An 18,509-nucleotide genomic window follows, 5' to 3' on the forward strand; every position below is an offset into this window, starting at 1 on the left:
GCCGAAAAACGGCAAATGCTCTCCAGCCGCTAAAACCGCAGGCCGGAGAGCAGAACCGGAACTCAAGCAGGCAGAGCCGCTTCGATCGCCGCGACGATCGTCTCGTCTTCTGGCTCCGTGCGCGGCCGGAAGCGGCCGAGCACCTTGCCGTCCGGGCTGATCAGGAACTTCTCAAAGTTCCACTGCACGTCGCCGGCTTCGCCCTCCGCGTCGGGCGTTTCCGTGATGCTCGCGTAGAGCGGGTGCCGCCCTTCGCCGTTGACGTCGATCTTCTCGAACAGCGGGAACGACACTCCGTACGTGGTGGAGCAGAACGTCTGGATTTCCTCCGCCGTGCCTGGTTCCTGGCCGGCGAACTGGTTGCACGGGAACCCGACGACTGAGAAGCCCTTGTCGCCGTAGCGTTCCTGAAGCCGTTCCAGTCCGGTGTACTGCGGCGTCAACCCGCACTTCGACGCCACGTTCACCACGAGCAGCGTCTTGCCGGCCAGCGGCCCGTCGAGAGTGGCGTCGTCGCCAGACAGAGTCTTGAGGGGCAGGTCGCGGATTCCCATGGAATTCCCTTCGATCGTCATGCGGGAGGACGGCGCAGGGCACGCGCGTCCAGATGTCCGAACGGGCCGTCGGCCCGACGGTATTCCTCCGCCAGGGCAAGGGCGCGGGCACGATCTCCGCTGCGGAGCAACCCTGCCAAGGCATCGAATCGTTCGGTGTGCACCCGGGCACGCCGGCGGGCGTAATCGGCGGCGGAGTCTTTGGTGACCATGAACGCCCAGTCGCTGGACAGCGCCATCATCGCCTCGGCGACGGCCTGGTCGGCAACGGCGTCGCGAGTGGTCCCATCGTGCTTGTCCACCAAGTCGAGCAGCCGGGACTGCAGTGCAGTGTTGTCCTGCACCATGTCCGCGACCTGTTCGCCATCCCAGACTCGCCAATCCTTGCCGGAGCCCCACGAGGAAGCTGGCAGTTGAACCGGCTCGCCCAGGTGGCCGGCTTCGAGCGCGCCGCGCAACGTGGTCACCCGGACGCCTGCTTCGGGCAGTGCACGCAAGATTCCTTCGAGCCATGCGGGACCTTCGTGCCACCAGTGGCCGAAAAGCTCAGTGTCGTAGGCCGCGACGACGAGCGATTCGCGGCCGTGTTGTTCACGGAGGGACCTCAACCGCGCCACGACTGTTTCGACGAAATCCTTGACGTGCGAACCTAGAACGTCCGCGGCGAGTGCGGGGTCGTAGGGGGCTTTGTCTTGTGGTTCAACGGTTTTTCCGGTGACCCGTGATGCCTTCAGTCCGACTTCGTGTGCCCAGGTGTGGAAATCCCGGTACGCCGCATGGCCCGGATACCCAGCTTTTGGCGACCAAACTCGGTACGTGACTTCGAGATCGCGGCCGAAGCAGACGACGTCGGAGTCGCCGACGGGGTGCGCGGCTGAGGTGTCACCATGGAGTGAAGGGCCGTCGACAAGGAAGCGTCGCACGCCGGCGTCGTGATAATCTTGTTCCATTCCCGGTGCGTAACCACATTCAGGTGCCCAAATACCTTCTTGTGCGCGACCGATGCGCAGCGCGGTGTCCTCCAACCCGGCCTGGAGGGCAAACCGTCGCACCCGCTGGTCCAGCAATGGCTGGAACGGATGCGCCAGCGGTCCGCCGAGCAGTTCGATCGTGTCACTGTCCACAAGCGACCGCAGGAGTGGCGAGAAACCATGCCGCCAGCGCGTTTCCAGCTCCTCGGTGGCGTGCATCGCGGCCTGGTGCTCGGCGGCCGCGAGGTCGCGCAGCAACGGATCGCCGTGCCAGAGCGTCGATGCGTGCTGCGTGCGCAGCTGCCAATGGCCGACCCAGTCGTGGCAGGCGCGGATGGCGTACGGATCGTCGAGCTGAGCGGCGAGGACCGGCGTCATGCCGAGCGTCAAAACGTCGCGTCGCCCCTCAGCGGCGAAACGGCGCAGCAGGTCGACGACGGGCAGGTAGGAATGAGTCCACGCCTGGTACAGCCATTCCTCGCCGACCGGCCAGCTGCCATGGTGCGGCAGCCACGGCAGGTGGCTGTGCAGGACGAGGCAGAACGTGCCTTCGTACGCGGGATTCCGGGGGCTCACGGGCGCACCGCCACGGCCACCAGGTCGAGGCTCGCGTCGAGGTCGTCGCCGTGCACGGCGAAGTCGTCGGCCTTGATCGCCGCGACGTCCGCGAGGAGGTCCGCAGGCCAGCTGGCCTGTCCGGGAAGGGAGCCCATGACGACGTCCAGCTGGGCGTCGATGATGGAGCCGCCGTAACGACCTTCCACGGCGCGCAGGGTTTCCGCGTGGTGCAGCCCGTGCAGCGCGGCGACAGTGAATCCGGCAGCGCGCAGCAGGCCGTCCAATTCGGACGGTGCCAGTTCGCGCGTGTGGAACGGGTTGAGCGGGGTGTCGCTGTCCGGCGTGAAAGTGAGCCGATTCGGGGTCGTGACGAGCAGTTTCCCTCCCGGGCGCAGGACTCGGAAGCATTCGGCGAGGAAACCGTCCTGGTCCCACAGGTGCTCGATCACCTGGAAGTTCGCCACCACGTCGATCGCCCCGTCCCGCAGCGGGAGGTATGCCAGGTTCGCCCGAGCGACGGCGACGTCCGGATATCGGCGTGCGACGTGCTCGGTGGTCGGCACGTCGTAATCCAGCGCGAGCACTCGCCGGGCGTGCTGGGCGATAAGCCCGGCGCCGTAGCCCTCGCCGCAGCCGGCTTCGAGCACTGTCGCGTCGGCGCAATGGGGGAGGAGAGCGAGGTAGGCAGCTTCATGACGGCGGAACCAGTAATTCTCCTCGGGTATGCCGGGGACGGTTCGTTCGCCGGTGAGGTGCAGTGCCTCGGCCCGGGTGGCTGCGTTGGTCACCTGCGCGACCCTAGCGCCTGTCACGTTTCGCGCAGCCGTCTCGTTCCAGCGGTATGCAACGGACGATCACGCGCATCCTCCTGATCCTGCTCGGCCTCTACACCCTGGTGCAGGGGCTCTGGCCGCTGCTCGACCCGATGGGGTTCTACCAGGACTTTCCCGGTTTCCGGCACGGCTGGGTTTCCATGGACGGCCCCTACAACGAGCACTTCATCATCGATTTCGGCGGCCTCAGCCTGGCGCTCGGCACGATGCTCGTCGGCGCTGCCGTGATGGGCACCACAACTGTCGCCCGCTTGGTGGCGATCGCGGCGCTGCTGTTCGCGGTCCCGCACTTCATCTACCACGCGGGTCACGTCGGGCACTATCCGCAGCTCGACCAGGTGCTCATCATCGGCGGGCTCGCGGTTACGGTCCTGCTGCCGCTCGTGGTGCTTCTGGTCCCGGGGCGGCGAATCGAGGTCAGTTCGACGGCGACACCGTGATGCTGAGCGCACCTGGGCCGACGTGAGCGCCTATCACGGTGCTCGCGTCGCCCACCACGATCTCGCCCGCTCCCGGCACGCGCTCCCGCAGCCGCTGGACGACTTCGGTCTCGTCGGAGCCGAACCGGGTCACCGCGAGGTCCACCGGTTGGTCGCCTGCGGCCTTCGCGGCCAGGTCGACCAGCCGGTTCATCGCTCGTTTAGTGCCGGGGACCCGGGCGAGCGGGCTCACTTCCCCATTGCGGACGGTGAGCAGAGGCTTGATCGAGAACGCACTTCCGAGCATCGACTGAGCGGTGCCGATCCGTCCCGATCGTCGTAGGTACTCCAGCGTGTCCACGTAGATCAGTTCGGTCGAGCTGCGCACTCGCCGTTCCGCGGCGTCCAGGACCCGCTCGAGCTGTCCGCCGGCTCCGGCGACGCGGGCGGCGGACACCGCCGCGTAGCCGAGACTCATGCTGGCCGTCCCGCTGTCGAGGATGTGCACAGGAATGCGGACCTGCTGGGCAGCCTCGCGCGCGGCTTCGACGGTCTGCGAAAGCCGTCCGGAGATGTGGAGGCTGACGATGGCGGACGCACCGGCGGTGGCCGCGTCCTGGTAGGTCCAGAAGAACGCGCCCGGATCGGGCGGCGAAGTCGTGACGGCCGCGCCGGACTTCATGGTCTGGATGAGCTCGCTCCGGTCGAAGCGGTGCTCGTCGTCCGTCTGGTCGCCGACGTGCAGCTGGACCTGGACGACACTGATTCGCCACTGAGCGGCGAGCTGCTCGGGCAGGCACGAGGTCGAGTCGGTGACTACGGCGATGTGCGCGGACATGGTGCCGGAGCGTAACCCCTAACGGCCTACTGCGAGTAAGTGACCGTTGCTCCGATCGGGCGAGCGGCGCGCTGGACGGGCTAACCGGTCAACTACTAGGACGATCGTCCCATTAGATTGCTCATCCAGGTGAATGCCGTCACCTCGAGGGGTCCGGCCGCGGAATTGCCCCTAATCTACCGCTCAGTAGAGCACTGTCCCGCGGCCGAGAGCCGGCCCCAACCGGGAGGTCGAAGAAGACCCATGACGAACATCGTTGTCCTGGTCAAGCAGGTACCGGACACCTACTCGGAGCGGAAGCTCTCCGGTTCCGACAACACCCTTGACCGCGAATCCGCCGACGCCGTGCTCGACGAGATCAACGAGAAGGCCGTCGAAGAGGCCCTCAAGATCAAGGAAGCCGGCGAGGGCGAGGTCACCGTGATCTCGGTCGGCCCGGACCGCGCCACCGACGCGATCCGCAAGGCGCTCTCCATGGGCGCCGACAAGGCCATCCACGTGTCCGACGAGGCGCTGCACGGCTCCGACGCGATCGCCACCGCGAAGGTCATCGCCGCCGCTGTCGGAAAGGTCGAGGGTTACGACCTGATCCTGGCCGGCAACGAGGCGTCGGACGGCCGCGGTGCCGCCGTGCCCGCGATCCTCGCCGAGCTGCTCGGCGTGCCGCAGCTGACCTACGTGCGTCAGCTGACCGTCGAGGGCTCCGCCGTGAAGGCCGACCGCGAGACCGAAGACGGCATCACCCACCTCGAGGCGAACCTGCCGGCGCTGGTGAGCGTGAGCGAGAAGATCAACGAGCCGCGTTACCCGTCGTTCAAGGGCATCATGGCCGCGAAGAAGAAGCCGGTCGAGACGCTGACCATCGCCGACCTGGGCATCGACGCGGGCGAGGTCGGTCTCGCCAACGCGTGGTCGTCGGTCGTCGAGGCCTCGCCGAAGCCGCCGCGCACCGCGGGCGAGAAGGTCGAGGACGAGGGCGACGGCGGCTCGAAGGTCGCTGAGTACCTGGTCGCGCAGAAGCTCATCTGAGACACGGTTTCGAGGAGGATTCCGGAAAATGGCTGAAGTACTCGTCCTCGTCGACCACGTCGACGGTGATGTCAAGAAGGTCACGCTCGAGCTGCTGACCGCTGCGCGCGCCCTTGGCGAGCCCTCCGCTGTCGTGGTGGGCCCGACCGGCACCGCGGCGAAGGCCAAGGAAGCGCTCGCCGGCCACGGCGCGGCGAAGGTGTACGTCGCCGAGGGCGACGACGCTGCCGGTTACCTGGTGACCCCGAAGGTGGACGTGCTCGCGAAGCTCGCTGAGCAGGTCTCCCCGGCCGCGGTGCTCGTCGCCGCCAGCGCCGAGGGCAAAGAGGTGGCCGCGCGGGTCGCGCTGCGGCTGGGCTCCGGTCTGCTCTACGACGCGGTCGGGGTCAACGCCGACGGCACCGTGGACCAGTCCATCTTCGGTGGCGCGTTCTCCGTGAAGGCCAAGGCTGCCAAGGGTGCGCCGGTCGTGTCGGTGCGTCCGGGTGCGGTCGAGGCGGAAGCCGCCGAGGGCGCGGCCGCCGAGGAGACCGTCGAGATCCCGGCGCAGGACCCGGCGAAGTCGGCCAAGATCACCGGCATCGAGCCGGTTGTCGGCGGCGACCGTCCGGAGCTGACTGAGGCGTCGATCGTCGTGTCCGGTGGCCGCGGCGTCGGTTCGGCGGAGAAGTTCGACGTCGTCGAGAAGCTGGCCGACTCGCTCGGCGCGGCTGTCGGCGCGTCCCGTGCCGCTGTCGACTCCGGCTACTACCCGGCGCAGTTCCAGGTCGGCCAAACCGGCAAGACGGTGTCGCCGCAGCTGTACATCGCGCTCGGCATCTCCGGCGCGATCCAGCACCGCGCCGGCATGCAGACGTCGAAGACGATCATCGCGGTCAACAAGGACGCGGAGGCTCCGATCTTCGAGATCGCCGACTTCGGCGTGGTGGGCGACCTGTTCAACGTCGCGCCGCAGCTGACCGAGGCTGTCGACAAGCGCAAGGGCTGACGTTTTCTTTCGCCCGGAAGGCCGTCGCGTGCTCGCCACGCGGCGGCCTTCCGCGTTCTCCGGAAGCTCTCGCCCGCCTGAGAGGAACCTGAGAACCGGCAATTAACTCAACGTGCACTGACCGGTCATCGATTGGCACTCTCCGAGGCCGCTTACCGGCAGGTACACCTTGACCATGACGTCGTCACAGCTCCTCGTCAGTACTGATCAGGCGGGTGCCGACCTTCCCGCAGGCGCTCCGCGGTATTCGCTTCTGGTCGCCAACGGGAACGATGAAGTGCTCGCCGCGCAGAAACTGCGATACCGGGTTTTCGCCGAGGAGATGGGGGCGGAACTGCATTCCCCGGAGCCCGGCCGGGATGTCGACTACTTCGACGAATTCTGCGACCACCTCGTGGTCCGCGACGACAACACCGGCGAGATCGTCGGCTGCTACCGCATGCTCCCGCCGGATCGCGCCGCACAGGCCGGGAAGCTTTACTCCGACAGCGAATTCGACCTGACGACGCTTGCCGCGCTGCGGCCGTCCTTGGTCGAGACTGGACGGTCCTGTGTCCACCCCGACCACCGCAGCGGTGCGGTCGTGAGCCTGGTGTGGGCGGGGATCGCGCGCTACATGCTCCTTTCCGGACACCGTTATCTCGCCGGCTGCGCTTCGGTGTCGCTGAACGATGGCGGCAGCTACGCCGCAGGGGTCTGGGATGTCTTGCGCACCAAGCACCATGCCGCTGACTCGCTGCAAGTCTCGCCGTTGAACCCATGGGATCCGGGCGCAATCGCGCGTCCCGACCGGGCCATGCTGCCGCCGTTGATCAAGGGTTACGTGCGGCTTGGCGCCAAGGTGTGCGGCCCGCCGGCCCTCGACGCCGACTTCGGGGTCGCGGACTTTTTCGTCCTTCTTGATCTGCAGCAGGTCGACGAGCGGTACTTGAAGTTCTTCCTCGGAGCGCAAGGATGAGTCACGCATGGATGCCGACGTCGCCCTGCGGTGACGGTTGCCTCACCGAGGGCGCGCCCACGGTTGGCTTGCCGCGGCGAATCTTGCGGTTCACTGCGGCGGTTTCAGTGGTCTTCGCGGCGTTGCTGATCGCGCCGGCGTTGCTGGTGCTTCGCGGCCGGAGCCGGGAACGACTGGTGCGCCGGATTTTCCGGGCGGTACTGAGGGCGTTCGGCGTACGGATGTCTGTTGTGGGCGGTGCGGACTTCCTCGCCGCTTCGGCTGGCCGCGGCGCTCTCGTGGTGAACAACCACATCTCGTGGCTGGACATCATCGCCATCAACGCCCTGCGCCCGATGCGCGCGCTCGCGAAGATCGAGATCGGCTCGTGGCCGGTCTTGGGCACGCTCGTGCGTCGCGGCGGAAGCATTTTCCTGGACCGCAACCGTTTGCGCACCTTGCCGGACACCATGTCCGAACTGGCTGAGAGCCTCCGCGCCGGCGCGCTCGTCAACGTCACCCCCGAGGGCACGACTTGGTGCGGCCTAGCCTCCGGCCGCTTCACCACGGCCACCTTCCAAGCCGCGATCGACGGTGGCGTCCCGGTTCGGCCGATCGCTTTGCGCTACCGCCTCGCGGATGGCCGCGAAACCAGCCAGCCGGCGTTCATCGGGCCGGAGTCGCTCATCGCGTCGTTGCGCCGGGTCGCCGCGCTGCGCGGTCTGGTCCTGGAAGTGCACGTGTGCCCGGAGATCGCCCCCGGCCGTGCCGAAGACCGCCGTTCGCTAGCAGCGCTTGCCGAGGCATCTGTCCACTCGGCCCTCGGCACAGTCCGCATCCCGCCGCAGCGTCGCCGGGTCCTGGTCGGCCGTCGGGTGTCCTCCCAACCGGTTGTGCACTGACGAACGCCCTGGCCAAGGCGTCGCGGAGAGGCGTTGCCGTTTTTTGGCGAAACCTCTCCGCAGCGCTCCGGCCCCGCCGACTGGCATGACGCTCGACCGTAGCCAGCCCATTCGCCACTCAACGGCGACAACCACCCGGCTTGCTTTGCCACCGGATGGCTACAGCTGCACCGTTCGTCCCCCGTAACCGCTGGCCTGCCATCCGCCGCCACCTGAATGGCACTGAATCGCTTACGGCGGCGCACCTGGTTTGCGGCGCCTCGCCTTTGTCGCCACTGAACGTCGAAAGTCGCATGCCTCAGCGCACCTGCTCGCCGTGCTCCGCCTTTTCGCCACTGAGCGGCAACGGCCTGCCTGCCGCGGTTGTTGCCCAGCGGCAACGCCCAATCACCTGTGCTGCACCGTCATCGAGCCTAGCCGAAGCCTGTGGTCATGAAACGGCAATTGTCAGCTTCCCTCCAGGGTGCCCGCTCCGACTCTCCTCCTGCGCAGCTGCGGCTTCCTCCAACGGGTAGGTCTTCCCCTGCGCAATCCTCAGTCCATTGTGTACATAACCGAGGATCTCGTTCAGTACCTCTTGCGTCTGCTCGTCCCGGCCACCAGACGAGAACGGCAACCCAAGCTCGAAGGCCGCACCGTCGGCAATGGTCACGATGCGCTCCTTCGACCCGCGCAACTCGACCGATTCCGGCAAGACGCCATGGCCAGACGCATCGAACACCGCGTCGACCGGCCGGTCCGCCGCATTACGGACCCGATCCAGCCACCCGTCGCCGTAACGGACCGGAATCGCGCCCAGCGCTTTCACCTCATCGAGATTGTGCTGTCCAGCCGTTCCTATGACGGTCGCGCCCAACGCGACCGCGATCTGTGTCGCGAGACGACCGACAGCGCCACTCGCTCCATGGACCACCAAAAGTTCGCCAGCTTTGACGTCGAGCAGACGCAAAACGCGTAACGCAGTTTCGCCAGCTACCGGCAACGCGGCCGCGTCATCCCAGGAGAGGTCGGCTGGCTTGCGAACGATCGCTCCGCCGAGCGCGAACTCGGCATACCCGCCGGTCGCCGACCAGCCGAACACCTCGTCTCCGACGCTGAATTCAGCGCCGTCGCCCACCGCGTCAACCACGCCCGCGATCTCCAGCCCCGGGATCTGCGGACTTTCGAGCGCCGCCCCGCCGGCCATCGCCCCCGAACGAATCTTCCAGTCGATCGGGTTGATCCCTGCGCGCCTGACCGCGACCCGCACCTGTCCGGGACCGGGCTCCGGTGCCGGAACTTCTTTCAGCTGGAGCACTTCGGGCCCGCCGTACTCGGCGAAAGTGATGGCTCGCATCTTGGTTCGCACTCTCCTTCGGTCGCCGTACGTCCTGCTTAAAGCCAACCAGCATCCGGCGCATTCCGAACCGCACGTTCGATTCGCCAGTCAACGGCGAGACCCGCGTCCCTGCCTCGCTCGCTCACCCTGGCCGTACCCGGCCGTCGTGACACAGACAGTGCTGATCGGTAGCCCGCAAGGAGCCCTTGACCCATCCGGTCTAGGCGATCACCGCGGCGTCGGCGACTACCGGGCGTCAGCGACCTCCTGCGCCAAGCTCCTCTCGGCTGCCCGTATGCGGCATCCATGAGAAGCCCACAAGCCCGCCTCGAACTGCGGAACGTCATCCCGCGGCGTCAAATTTCATCCCGATGCGGTGCGCCCCACTGTTCACCCCGAAAGGCCGACGGTCGACTTGACCTCCAGGGCGCTGGAGGTTGCAAGCTCGCGATCATGAGCCAGACCGTCGAAGCGCAGCCCCGAAAGAGCGTTCTCTGGAGTCGCGAACACCGGCTTGTCACCGTCGGCCTGTTGCTTGTGGTCACGTTGGTGGCCTTTGAAAACATGGGCGTAGCCACCGCGATGCCGACACTCGTCGCCGAACTTCACGGTTTGGCGCTCTATTCCTGGCCGTTCACCACGTTCCTGGTGGCCAGCGTCGTCGCCACAGTCTTGTCCGGACGATTGGGCGACCGCAGAGGCCCGGCGCCAGCCCTCCTCGTGGGGCCGGCGCTGTTCGCCGCAGGATTAGCTGTCGCAGGTATCGCGACGACGATGCCGATGTTGCTAGTCGGCCGCGCGTTGCAGGGCTTCGGCTCGGGCTTTCTGCTGGTGTCCGTCTCGCTCTTGATCGCCGTGACGTTCACCGATCGCGAACGGCCCGTCATCTACGCGGCTAATGCGGCTGCCTGGGTGCTCCCGGCGGTCATCGGCCCGTTCGTCGCCGGATTGATGACCGTGACCGTCGGCTGGCGATGGGTCTTCCTCGGACTGCTTCCGCTGGTCGGGATCGGAATCGTCCTCCTCCGCAAGATCACTCGCCGACTGCCCGCCCACGTGCCGCTGCCAGCTGGACGTCGCGCAGGCGTCATCGCCGCTGTTGTCGCTGCGCTCGGGGTCGCTGCACTGAGCTGGGCCGCACAACACCCATCGCCTGCCGCGATCGCGTACGGGGCCTTGAGCCTTGTTGCGCTAGCCGTCGCACTGCGCAAACTCCTGCCAGCCGGAACTATGACTTCTCGTCCCGGATTACCCACAGTGGTCGCCTCTCGAGCCCTGATCGCTGGCGCATACGCGGGCATGGAGGCGTACCTCCCGCTGACCATGACCGCTGTCCACGGCTATAGCCCTGCGCTCGCGGGCCTGCCTCTGACCATCACCGCGCTGGGCTGGTCCGCCGCGTCGGCGCTCCAAGGCCGATTCCTCGACTGGTCGCGGGAGGCATCGCTGCGTACCGGCTTCGCGCTTGTCGCTGTGGGCCTGGTCGGCTTCGGTTTTGTCGCCCAACCGTGGTTCCCCGCATGGGTGGCCTTCGCCGTCTGCGCAGTTGGCGGCGCGGGGATGGGAATCGCGATGCCTGCCATCTCAGTCCTCTTGCTGCGCTACTCGCCTGAGGGGGAGCGGGGGTTCAACACGTCCGCAATGCAGCTCGCCGACTGGGTCGGATCAGCGTTGCTCATTGGCGTCGGCGGGGTGCTACTGGCTGCCGTCGCGTCCGCCGCCCAGCCGTCCCCCGCGATGGGGCTGCTCAGTATCGCCCTCGTCCTGCTGGCTCTGCTCGGCGTCCGACTCACGAGCCGGTGGCCGAAACGGGTGTGACGTGCCACTCTGCGGCCTGGGGCGAGCTTCGTCACAGGCCGCATCGGTCTACCCTGATAGAGCGATGACCTATCTCGACCATGCGGCAACCACTCCGATGCTGCCCGAAGCCATTGCGGCGATGACTGAGGCTTTGTCCACCGTGGGCAACGCCTCTGCGCTGCACTCTTCGGGCCGTCGAGCTCGGCGGGCCGTCGAGGAAGCACGCGAAGTGATCGCCGCCGCTTTGGGCGCGCGACCATCGGAAGTCATCTTCACCGGCGGCGGTACGGAGAGTGACAACCTCGCGGTCAAGGGCATCTTCTGGGCTCGAAACGGCGAGGACTCGGCTCGGCGTCGCATCCTGTGCAGCACGGTCGAGCATCACGCGGTCCTCGACACGGTCGAGTGGCTGGAACAGCACTCTGATGCCGAGATCACCTGGCTCGAAGTAGACGACCAGGGGCGAGTGTCGCCGGAAACGCTCCGCGCCGCGATCGATTCGGCACCGGAGACTGTTGCCCTGGCGACGGTGATGTGGGCGAACAACGAGGTCGGCACTGTCAACCCGGTCGCCGCTCTCGCCGAGGTCTGCAACGAATACGCGGTTCCCCTGCACACGGATGCCGTCCAGGCGGTTGGTGCAGTTCCCGTCGACTTCACCGCGTCCGGAGCAGCGGCTCTCACACTGACTGGCCACAAACTCGGCGGCCCGTACGGCGTCGGTGCCCTTCTCCTCGACCGCGACACGTCGTGTGTCCCCGTCCTCCACGGCGGTGGCCAGGAGCGCAGCGTTCGGTCAGGCACTCTCGACGTCCCAGCGATTGCTGGCTTCGCCGCTGCGGTGCAGGCGGCGATCAGCAGTCGCGCCGAGTATGCCGCTCGGGTCGAGAAGCTGCGTGACGAACTCGTCGCCGCGGTCCTGCGCGAGGTCCCGGACGCGATCCTTAATGGCCGCGACGGCGAGCGGTTGCCGAGCCACGCTCATTTCACTTTTCCTGGTTGCGCGGGCGACAGCTTGCTGATGCTCTTGGACGCCAAGGGCATCGAGTGCTCCACCGGTTCGGCGTGCACCGCGGGGGTCGCGCAGCCAAGTCACGTCCTCCTGGCAATGGGGGCAGACGCCGCCGCGGCCCGCGGTTCGCTCCGATTCTCGCTCGGCCACACGTCGACACTGGACGACGTGCATACCCTGGCCCGCGAGATTAGTGGCGTCGTCACCCGCGCTCGACAGGCCGGCCTCGCCGGCATGCGCAAACAGACGCAGAAGCAAGAGGTGTAAAGCAATGCGCGTACTGGCCGCAATGAGCGGAGGAGTCGACTCGGCCGTCGCCGCTGCGCGTGCAGTGGACGCCGGCCATGATGTCGTCGGAGTGCACCTGGCGCTTTCAGCCCAACCTGGCACGCTGCGGACGGGTTCCCGCGGCTGCTGCACCATCGAAGACTCCCACGACGCCCGCCGGGCTGCGGACATCCTCGGTATCCCGTTCTACATCTGGGATTTCGCGGAGCGCTTCACCGAAGAGGTCGTCGAGACGTTCGTCGGCGAGTATGCCGCAGGCCGTACTCCGAACCCTTGCGTGACTTGCAACGAGAAGATCAAGTTCGAGGCGCTGCTTGAGAAGGCCCTCGCTCTTGGCTTCGACGCTGTTGCGACCGGCCACTATGCGCGCCTAGCGACGGTCGATGGCGAGCTGGAGCTTCGCCGGAGCGCGGACGAAGGCAAGGACCAGTCGTACGTGCTGGCTTCACTGCAGCCTGAGCAGCTCCGTCACGCGATGTTTCCGCTGGGCGACTCCTGGAAGTCTGACGTGCGTGCCGAAGCGGAGCAGCGCGGGCTTTCCGTCGCGCGGAAGCCAGACAGCCACGACATTTGCTTCATCCCGGACGGCGACACCAAGAAGTTCTTGGAGAAGCGGCTCGGTGAGCGTCCCGGCGAACTGGTTGACGCAGAGACAGGTGCGGTGCTCGGGCGTCACACCGGCGTACACGGGTTCACCGTGGGCCAGCGGAAGGGCCTCGGTATCGACGCCCCGGCCGCTGATGGACGACCTCGGTATGTCCTTTCGCTCGAACCTGTTTCGGGCACGGTGAAGGTCGGGTCGTCGGCAGACCTCGGTGTCGAGGCTATCGACGCGGACCGCGCGATCTGGCCGAGTGGACGAGCATTGGACGGCCCGACCGAATGCACAGTCCAGGTTCGCGCGCACGGCGGCATTGCCGGCGCGGTCGCTGAAGTGGATGAAGACGGACGAGTCTCCATCCAGTTGCGCGAACCGTTGCGTGGTGTGGCACCGGGCCAGGTCGTTGTCCTTTATCGGCAAGACGACCAAGCCGGCGACCTGGTGCTCGGGAGCGCCAAGATCTCTGGCACGCGCTGATCTCCTTATGCGCCTAGGCGTTCCTCTTCAGGTTGTTCTGGTGTGAGTTGGGGATCGTGTAGTGCTGGAGGTGCGCTTTCAGCTTTCTCTCCGGTTGGTGTCGTGACGATCAGTTTCCCGTCTTGCAGGACCTCATAGCTCCAGTCCGCCCGGTCCTTGAGACGGCGGTGGCGTAGGCAGTAGCTCAACGTCGAGTCTGCATCCGCGGAATCAGGACAGGTCGGTTCCGTGAGGCAGTTGTGCGCGGGCCGCGGACAGCCTGGCTGTCGGCACTCACGGTCGCGGATCCGCACGAACTCATCCACGTCGATGCTCGGCCGGTACCGGAACTTGCCGACCTCGATCACTTGGCCGGTCAACGGGTCAGTGATGACCCGGCGGACGATCGTGTCGGGACCAGCGGCGATGTGACGCGCGAGTTCGGCGGGAATATGACCGTGGCCGGCGAGCTCAGCGGGGTTGTCGTTGAGACCCAGGTAGGTCTGCAGGTCGACGTAGAGGTACACCTCGGTTTGCTCTGGAACGCCGCCTTTGCCGCTGAGCAGCAGATCGATCGCGACGTCAGCGCGGAGTTGGTCGAGAGTTCGCTTCTCATCGCCCGTTTTGAGCGATCGAGCGATCTTGTCGACGCGGAGATAGGCGGCTGTAGCTTTGTCGGTCGAGGTGTTGTCGACGGAGATCCGGGAGATGCCTTCGCTCTGGTGCTGAAGGACGACGCGGCGCTCAGACTTCCGCTGAGCCAGCCGGTTCATCGCGCCGTCCGGATCGATTTTCGTTGCGGCGTAGGCGGTTGCCTTGCGGACTTGAGTCGGATTCTTGTCTTCCACCCGGTGTTCGAGCAGGTAGTCGACCATCCGCGCGTGGCGGTCGGACAGCTGGCTGGTGCCGTCGGTGACCTTCATGGCGCGATAGAGATCGAACTTGCCCTGATCCATCAACCGGAAGATTCGAGGCAGGCGTTGGGCCAGGGCTTCGGCGGCGGCGATCATCGCACCGGCTCGAGTGTCGGTGATATGCAAGGCAAGCGCGAATTCGCACGCCAGCTCGTGCGGGTCTGATCTTCGTCTTCGCATGCCCGCCATGCAATGCAGCTGCAACGCCTGCAGCCGGGCGATCTGACGGTTTGCGTCCTTCACCGCTGCCATCAGCTGATCTGACTTCAGACGGTCGAAAAGGTTGAGGTTCGCGTGCATGGCGCGAAGCAGGAAGGCGAGGTCTGCTGTTTCGGTGGCGTTGTGGGTCTGGTCGGCGTGGTCCGCCTGTGTGATCGATTTGCTCATGATCGTCACGATACGCATCGATCCGAGCACTGTCAGCTAAATTGCGCGAAGGGGCCCATCGTGCAATCACTTGGCTATTGCGTGACGACTCTGGCACGGTGAAAGGTGGGTGACCAAGTGCGTGGACGGGTGAAGCTGCGAGGAGGGAGTGATCAGAGATGCAGCTTGAAACCCGTGTGGCTCGCGACGAAGCCTAATCGTTCGTAGAAGCGGTGCGCTGCCGTCCTCGTTGTATCCGAGGTGAGCTGGACTAGGTTGCAGCCGCGTCGCTGCGATTCGTCGATGGCCCACTGCACGAGTTGTGCGCCCAAACCTGAGCCGCGGTGGTCACGGTGTACCCGCACAGCTTCGATTTGTCCGCGAAGTGCACCACGCCGCGCGAGGCCGGGAATGATCGTGAGCTGAAGTGTGGCTACCGGCTGATCGTTTGATGTTGCGACGACCAGCAGCTGGTTTGGGTCTGTGGCAATGGCTTCGAACGCTCGCAGGTAGGGCTCTAGTTCAGACGGCGAGTCGCGGGTTGCTCCCAGTTGGTCGTCCGCAAGCATCTGGACGATTGCTTCGACATCGTCGGCGCGAGCTCGTCGCACAGTGATAGGAGGCACGGCTGATCAGTATTCCATTGGGCGAATGATGAACAGTTGGCTGCTACGTGGTCTTGTAGCGACGAATGCCGTCGACGTCTTCGGCTGCGAGCTTGTTTTGTGAGACCAGCAGATCCAGGTGCGCGCCGGTCTCCAAGACTGCGAGCATCTGATTGAAGCCGTCCATTTCGGACAGTTTGCGACTGCGGCGAGTCCAGCCGAGACGGCTGGCGGCTTCAAACGCGGTGCTGGCTCCGGCTTCGATCTGTGCCGCCATCGTTTCGAGACGTCGCCGGTGGTGTTCGAGAAGTTCGTCGATGCGGGCATGCGCGCTGTCGGTGACGGGGCCGTGAGCCGGCAGCATGCGCCGGTCCGGCATTCCGCGAACCAGACGGAGGGAGTCGAGATAGTCGTTCAGCGGCAACTCGGCCGGAACCGGCTGGAAGCCGATCGACGGAGTGATGTGCGGGAGCACATGGTCACCGGAGAACAACAGGTTGGCTGCGCCGTCGACGAAAACCACGTGGCCGTTGGTGTGTCCTGGGGTGTGGACCACGTCGAACTCGCGGTCGGGTAGCACTGCTCGGCGGCCGGGCGTCAGCCATTCGTCTGGCTCTTCCCAGAGATCCGCCTCGGTGTGGCGGGGCTCCGAACCGAACAGCTTGCTGAGCGCCGTGATGACTTCTTGCCCGCCGCTGAGGCGGAGAAGGTCGAGTTGGGCTTGCATAGGGAACTGGTTCGGGTTGGCGCTCGCGTCGAGCGAAGGCTGCTCGAGCTTGCCGAGCGCGATCCGGTTGCCGAACTCGCGCCGAAGGGCGACTGCCTGCGTGTAATGGTCGCGGTGGACGTGAGTAATGAGGAATTCTCGGACGTCGCCGAGCTCGGCGTCGAATGCCTTGAGCGCGTCGGTCAGCAATCGGCGAGATTCGGTGAGGGCCCAGCCCGAGTCGACGAGCACCAGGTTCGTGCCGTCGGTGACGGCGTAGACGTTGACCGCGCGCAGGGCGTCGCTCGGCAATGGCAAGGGAATCCGGTAGACGCCCGCGGCCACTTCGTAGACCCCGGGGTCAGCCCAGTTCGAGTAACTGCCTTCGGGCAACGGCTCCACGGCGACCTCCGTCCAGGCGGGACCTCGACGTCCCGGACTTTCCTTACATTGGGCCGTATTTCGGTCGCTGTCCACCTGGCGGGGCTGAGACGCCGGTCACGTGATCAACCGGGTTGTGCGGTGAGCGCGATGTCGATGGTCAACGTGGTCGCGACGAGCATGCTGGCTAGCGGCTCGGGGACCTGCAGCGGGATCTCTACAAGACAGGCGTTGCCGCTGATCGGCAAAAGTCCTGGTGGCGGGTGCCCGACATGGGCGACCTCGGTGCGGGTCGAGTCCTCGATCGCGACTTCCCATTGTTGCCGCCCATTGGCGACGACGGTGGCGATCGTCTTGCCTTCGGCGCGAAGGGCGAACCGGACGCGGCCTGCGTCAGTCGGGATGATTTCTCCGATCGGCGTCCCGTCCGCGCGGGTGACCACGAAGCGGGCCAGCGGACCCTTCGATGGCTTCTCGACTTTGAGGACAGTGCTCTGATTCGCGTCTCGTACCTCGAACCTGCGGCTGACGTGCTGGCCGGATTTCCGCAGAAGTTGAACGACTTTGCGCAGAAAGCTGGGTGTCGTGACGGCAACTCCGCCGATGCGGAGGCCGTGGCGGTCGAACACGCCGTACTCCTGGCCGGCGGCGGTCGGCTTTGCCTCTCGGCTGACGTAGAGGACCGGCTCAGTGAAGAGGGTCCGCTCAAACGAGCGGTGTGAACCTCGACGGTACGGTGCTCCGGGCACGGTGCCCCGCTGCGGCTCCCGGGCGGATGCGTCACCGGGTGTTTTGCCGGGCGGTGTCGGGGCGGAGCTGGTCATGACGATCCAGACTAACGCCGTGGCCGCGAATTCGGTGCAGGCAAAGGGATATGCGGCGAATGTCCGGCTATTGCCGCGCGGTCGGGTGAAGCTTGTCCGAAGGGGCGGTGCGGACGGCAGCCGCCCGTTCCGCGACAATCCGGCCTGTGAGTGAACGACCTTGGCCTGCGGGCGCGGCGACAGGAATCGGGTCCATGCCGGGGACCGATCCCGTCGAGGCCGCCGCCGTGGTGTTCGGAGAGCTTCCCGGCTTCCCGTATGTGCCCGAATTGCCGGCTCGCGGCGTCGGAGCCGACATCGTCGGCCGGACCGCGGCGTTGCTCGTGGATCTCGCGATTGACGTTGTGCCGAGCGGTTACCGCGTCGCCGGACGGCCTGGCCACGAACATCGTCGTGGGCGCGATCTGCTCCAGTGGGACCTCGACGCCGTTCAAGCCGCGCGCGAGAACGCTGGTGCGCCAGCGGTCCTCAAGACCCAGGTCGCCGGGCCTTGGACGCTCGGCGCGGGGATCGAGCTTGCCCGGGGACATCGGGTGCTCACTGACCGCGGGGCGTTGCGGGACTTCACCGCGTCGCTTCTCGACGGGCTTGCCCAGCACGTCGCGGAGCTGACCGCGAGGACTGACGCGCCAGTGGTCGTGCAGCTCGACGAGCCGTCGTTGCCTGCTGTTCTGGCCGGAAAACTGTCAACTCCGTCGGGATACGGCAACGTCGCCGCGGTGCCTGCGCCGGAGGTTCGGGAGCTGCTTGCGACGACGATCGAACGGATCGGCTCGATAACCGGGCAGCCGGTCATCGTCCACTGCTGCGCTCCGCGGCCGCCGATCGCGCTCTTCCGCGCCGCGGGTGCTGGAGCCGTCGCGTTCGACGTCAGCATGCTCGCCGGGGCGTCGGCCGAGCTTCTGGACGAGATCGGCGAGGCTTGGGACAGCGGAATTACGTTCTTCTTGGGCCTCGTGCCGGCCACGGACCCGGTGACGGCTCCGGCACTGAAGGAGATCGCGTCGCCCGCGCTCAGGCTCGTGGACCGGCTGGGGTTCAACCGGTCGATCCTGGCGGAGCGCACTGTTCCGACGCCTGCGTGCGGTCTGGCCGGTGCCACGAACGAGTGGATGCGCCGGGCGCTCGCTCTTAGTCGCGACCTGGGCAAAGGGTTCGTGGAGCCGCCTGAGAACTGGTGATTTCGCGGACGTCCCGCTGCCGTGACGC

Annotated in this window: 19 protein-coding genes; 10 read left to right on the forward strand and 9 right to left on the reverse strand. The window is 66.3% G+C overall.

Going from position 1 to position 18,509, the window contains the following annotated elements:
* Positions 1-62: 62 nt before the first annotated feature.
* From ACWGIC_RS10710 to ACWGIC_RS10720, 3 genes are read right to left on the reverse strand one after another with little or no spacing between them, the layout of a single operon-like run.
* Positions 63-554, reverse strand: a complete 492-nt coding sequence (locus ACWGIC_RS10710; RefSeq protein ID WP_452075666.1) for a glutathione peroxidase — start codon at positions 552-554, stop codon at positions 63-65.
* Between the two features lie 17 nt (positions 555-571).
* On the reverse strand, positions 572-2,101 hold the full coding sequence (locus ACWGIC_RS10715; RefSeq protein ID WP_452075667.1) for a 1,4-alpha-glucan branching protein domain-containing protein: 1,530 nt from the start codon (positions 2,099-2,101) through the stop codon (positions 572-574).
* Positions 2,098-2,871 carry a methyltransferase domain-containing protein gene (locus ACWGIC_RS10720; RefSeq protein WP_452075668.1) on the reverse strand — a complete coding sequence of 258 codons (774 nt, stop codon included), beginning with the start codon at positions 2,869-2,871 and terminating at the stop codon, positions 2,098-2,100. Before ACWGIC_RS10720 ends, ACWGIC_RS10715 begins: the two co-directional genes overlap by 4 nt.
* A 53-nt stretch (positions 2,872-2,924) precedes the next feature.
* On the opposite strand from ACWGIC_RS10720, the gene ACWGIC_RS10725 reads away from it, so the two are divergent.
* Positions 2,925-3,356, forward strand: coding sequence for a hypothetical protein (locus tag ACWGIC_RS10725; protein ID WP_452075669.1), 432 nt, complete (start codon positions 2,925-2,927; stop codon positions 3,354-3,356).
* Here ACWGIC_RS10725 and ACWGIC_RS10730 read toward each other — a convergent pair.
* Positions 3,334-4,173, reverse strand: coding sequence for a DegV family protein (locus ACWGIC_RS10730; protein WP_452075670.1), 840 nt, complete (start codon positions 4,171-4,173; stop codon positions 3,334-3,336). The genes ACWGIC_RS10725 and ACWGIC_RS10730 overlap by 23 nt on opposite strands.
* A 243-nt stretch (positions 4,174-4,416) precedes the next feature.
* Between ACWGIC_RS10730 and ACWGIC_RS10735 the strand changes: the two genes are divergently transcribed.
* From ACWGIC_RS10735 to ACWGIC_RS10750, 4 genes are all read left to right on the forward strand, one after another.
* Positions 4,417-5,202, forward strand: coding sequence for an electron transfer flavoprotein subunit beta/FixA family protein (locus tag ACWGIC_RS10735; RefSeq protein ID WP_452075671.1), 786 nt, complete (start codon positions 4,417-4,419; stop codon positions 5,200-5,202).
* 28 nt (positions 5,203-5,230) lie between these two features.
* Positions 5,231-6,190, forward strand: a complete 960-nt coding sequence (locus tag ACWGIC_RS10740; RefSeq protein WP_452075672.1) for an electron transfer flavoprotein subunit alpha/FixB family protein — start codon at positions 5,231-5,233, stop codon at positions 6,188-6,190.
* Between the two features lie 175 nt (positions 6,191-6,365).
* Positions 6,366-7,148 (forward strand): GNAT family N-acetyltransferase, encoded by a 783-nt coding sequence (locus tag ACWGIC_RS10745; protein ID WP_452075673.1) that lies wholly within the window; start codon positions 6,366-6,368, stop codon positions 7,146-7,148.
* Positions 7,145-8,029, forward strand: a complete 885-nt coding sequence (locus ACWGIC_RS10750) for a lysophospholipid acyltransferase family protein (RefSeq protein ID WP_452075674.1) — start codon at positions 7,145-7,147, stop codon at positions 8,027-8,029. The genes ACWGIC_RS10745 and ACWGIC_RS10750 overlap by 4 nt, the downstream gene beginning before the upstream one ends.
* A gap of 430 nt (positions 8,030-8,459) precedes the next feature.
* On the opposite strand, the gene ACWGIC_RS10755 is transcribed toward ACWGIC_RS10750, so the two are convergent.
* Entirely contained in the window at positions 8,460-9,365 is a 906-nt protein-coding gene (locus ACWGIC_RS10755) for an NADP-dependent oxidoreductase (protein WP_452075675.1), read from the reverse strand.
* A 435-nt stretch (positions 9,366-9,800) separates the two neighbouring features.
* On the opposite strand from ACWGIC_RS10755, the gene ACWGIC_RS10760 reads away from it, so the two are divergent.
* The 3 genes from ACWGIC_RS10760 to mnmA all read left to right on the forward strand — a co-directional run bounded on the left by ACWGIC_RS10760 (position 9,801) and on the right by mnmA (position 13,525).
* A complete protein-coding gene (locus tag ACWGIC_RS10760) occupies positions 9,801-11,165 on the forward strand; it encodes an MFS transporter (protein WP_452075676.1) in 1,365 nt (454 codons plus the stop codon).
* A 64-nt stretch (positions 11,166-11,229) separates the two neighbouring features.
* A complete protein-coding gene (locus ACWGIC_RS10765; protein WP_452075677.1) occupies positions 11,230-12,426 on the forward strand; it encodes a cysteine desulfurase family protein in 1,197 nt (398 codons plus the stop codon).
* 4 nt (positions 12,427-12,430) lie between these two features.
* Complete coding sequence (mnmA, locus tag ACWGIC_RS10770) at positions 12,431-13,525, forward strand: tRNA 2-thiouridine(34) synthase MnmA (RefSeq protein ID WP_452075678.1); 1,095 nt, start codon at positions 12,431-12,433, stop codon at positions 13,523-13,525.
* A gap of 5 nt (positions 13,526-13,530) precedes the next feature.
* Here mnmA and ACWGIC_RS10775 read toward each other — a convergent pair whose 3' ends face one another.
* The 4 genes from ACWGIC_RS10775 to ACWGIC_RS10790 all read right to left on the reverse strand — a co-directional run bounded on the left by ACWGIC_RS10775 (position 13,531) and on the right by ACWGIC_RS10790 (position 17,105).
* Positions 13,531-14,805 carry a DUF222 domain-containing protein gene (locus tag ACWGIC_RS10775; RefSeq protein ID WP_452075679.1) on the reverse strand — a complete coding sequence of 425 codons (1,275 nt, stop codon included), beginning with the start codon at positions 14,803-14,805 and terminating at the stop codon, positions 13,531-13,533.
* A gap of 152 nt (positions 14,806-14,957) precedes the next feature.
* Positions 14,958-15,401 (reverse strand): N-acetyltransferase family protein, encoded by a 444-nt coding sequence (locus ACWGIC_RS10780; RefSeq protein WP_452075723.1) that lies wholly within the window; start codon positions 15,399-15,401, stop codon positions 14,958-14,960.
* A gap of 52 nt (positions 15,402-15,453) precedes the next feature.
* Complete coding sequence (locus ACWGIC_RS10785) at positions 15,454-16,497, reverse strand: MBL fold metallo-hydrolase (protein WP_452075680.1); 1,044 nt, start codon at positions 16,495-16,497, stop codon at positions 15,454-15,456.
* Positions 16,498-16,601: 104 nt separating this feature from the next.
* Complete coding sequence (locus tag ACWGIC_RS10790) at positions 16,602-17,105, reverse strand: hypothetical protein (RefSeq protein WP_452075681.1); 504 nt, start codon at positions 17,103-17,105, stop codon at positions 16,602-16,604.
* A 193-nt stretch (positions 17,106-17,298) separates the two neighbouring features.
* Between ACWGIC_RS10790 and ACWGIC_RS10795 the strand changes: the two genes are divergently transcribed.
* Both ACWGIC_RS10795 and ACWGIC_RS10800 read left to right on the forward strand, forming a co-directional pair.
* The gene (locus tag ACWGIC_RS10795) at positions 17,299-17,454 is read left to right on the forward strand and encodes a hypothetical protein (RefSeq protein WP_452075682.1); all 156 of its coding nucleotides are present in this window, start codon (positions 17,299-17,301) and stop codon (positions 17,452-17,454) included.
* Entirely contained in the window at positions 17,447-18,481 is a 1,035-nt protein-coding gene (locus ACWGIC_RS10800) for a methionine synthase (RefSeq protein ID WP_452075683.1), read from the forward strand. The genes ACWGIC_RS10795 and ACWGIC_RS10800 overlap by 8 nt, the downstream gene beginning before the upstream one ends.
* Positions 18,482-18,509 lie beyond the last annotated feature (28 nt).

Source organism: Amycolatopsis sp. NPDC054798 (assembly GCF_053611505.1).

Excerpts from the sequence above, each read along its gene's own strand:
- ACWGIC_RS10710 (WP_452075666.1), bottom strand. The coding sequence starts at position 554 with ATGGGAATCCGCGACCTGCCCCTCAAGACTCTGTCTGGCGACGACGCC.
- ACWGIC_RS10725 (WP_452075669.1), top strand. The coding sequence starts at position 2,925 with ATGCAACGGACGATCACGCGCATCCTCCTGATCCTGCTCGGCCTCTAC.
- ACWGIC_RS10730 (WP_452075670.1), bottom strand. The coding sequence starts at position 4,173 with ATGTCCGCGCACATCGCCGTAGTCACCGACTCGACCTCGTGCCTGCCC.
- ACWGIC_RS10735 (WP_452075671.1), top strand. The coding sequence starts at position 4,417 with ATGACGAACATCGTTGTCCTGGTCAAGCAGGTACCGGACACCTACTCG.
- ACWGIC_RS10740 (WP_452075672.1), top strand. The coding sequence starts at position 5,231 with ATGGCTGAAGTACTCGTCCTCGTCGACCACGTCGACGGTGATGTCAAG.
- ACWGIC_RS10745 (WP_452075673.1), top strand. The coding sequence starts at position 6,366 with ATGACGTCGTCACAGCTCCTCGTCAGTACTGATCAGGCGGGTGCCGAC.
- ACWGIC_RS10750 (WP_452075674.1), top strand. The coding sequence starts at position 7,145 with ATGAGTCACGCATGGATGCCGACGTCGCCCTGCGGTGACGGTTGCCTC.
- ACWGIC_RS10755 (WP_452075675.1), bottom strand. The coding sequence starts at position 9,365 with ATGCGAGCCATCACTTTCGCCGAGTACGGCGGGCCCGAAGTGCTCCAG.
- ACWGIC_RS10760 (WP_452075676.1), top strand. The coding sequence starts at position 9,801 with ATGAGCCAGACCGTCGAAGCGCAGCCCCGAAAGAGCGTTCTCTGGAGT.
- ACWGIC_RS10765 (WP_452075677.1), top strand. The coding sequence starts at position 11,230 with ATGACCTATCTCGACCATGCGGCAACCACTCCGATGCTGCCCGAAGCC.
- mnmA (WP_452075678.1), top strand. The coding sequence starts at position 12,431 with ATGCGCGTACTGGCCGCAATGAGCGGAGGAGTCGACTCGGCCGTCGCC.
- ACWGIC_RS10775 (WP_452075679.1), bottom strand. The coding sequence starts at position 14,805 with ATGAGCAAATCGATCACACAGGCGGACCACGCCGACCAGACCCACAAC.
- ACWGIC_RS10795 (WP_452075682.1), top strand. The coding sequence starts at position 17,299 with ATGACGATCCAGACTAACGCCGTGGCCGCGAATTCGGTGCAGGCAAAG.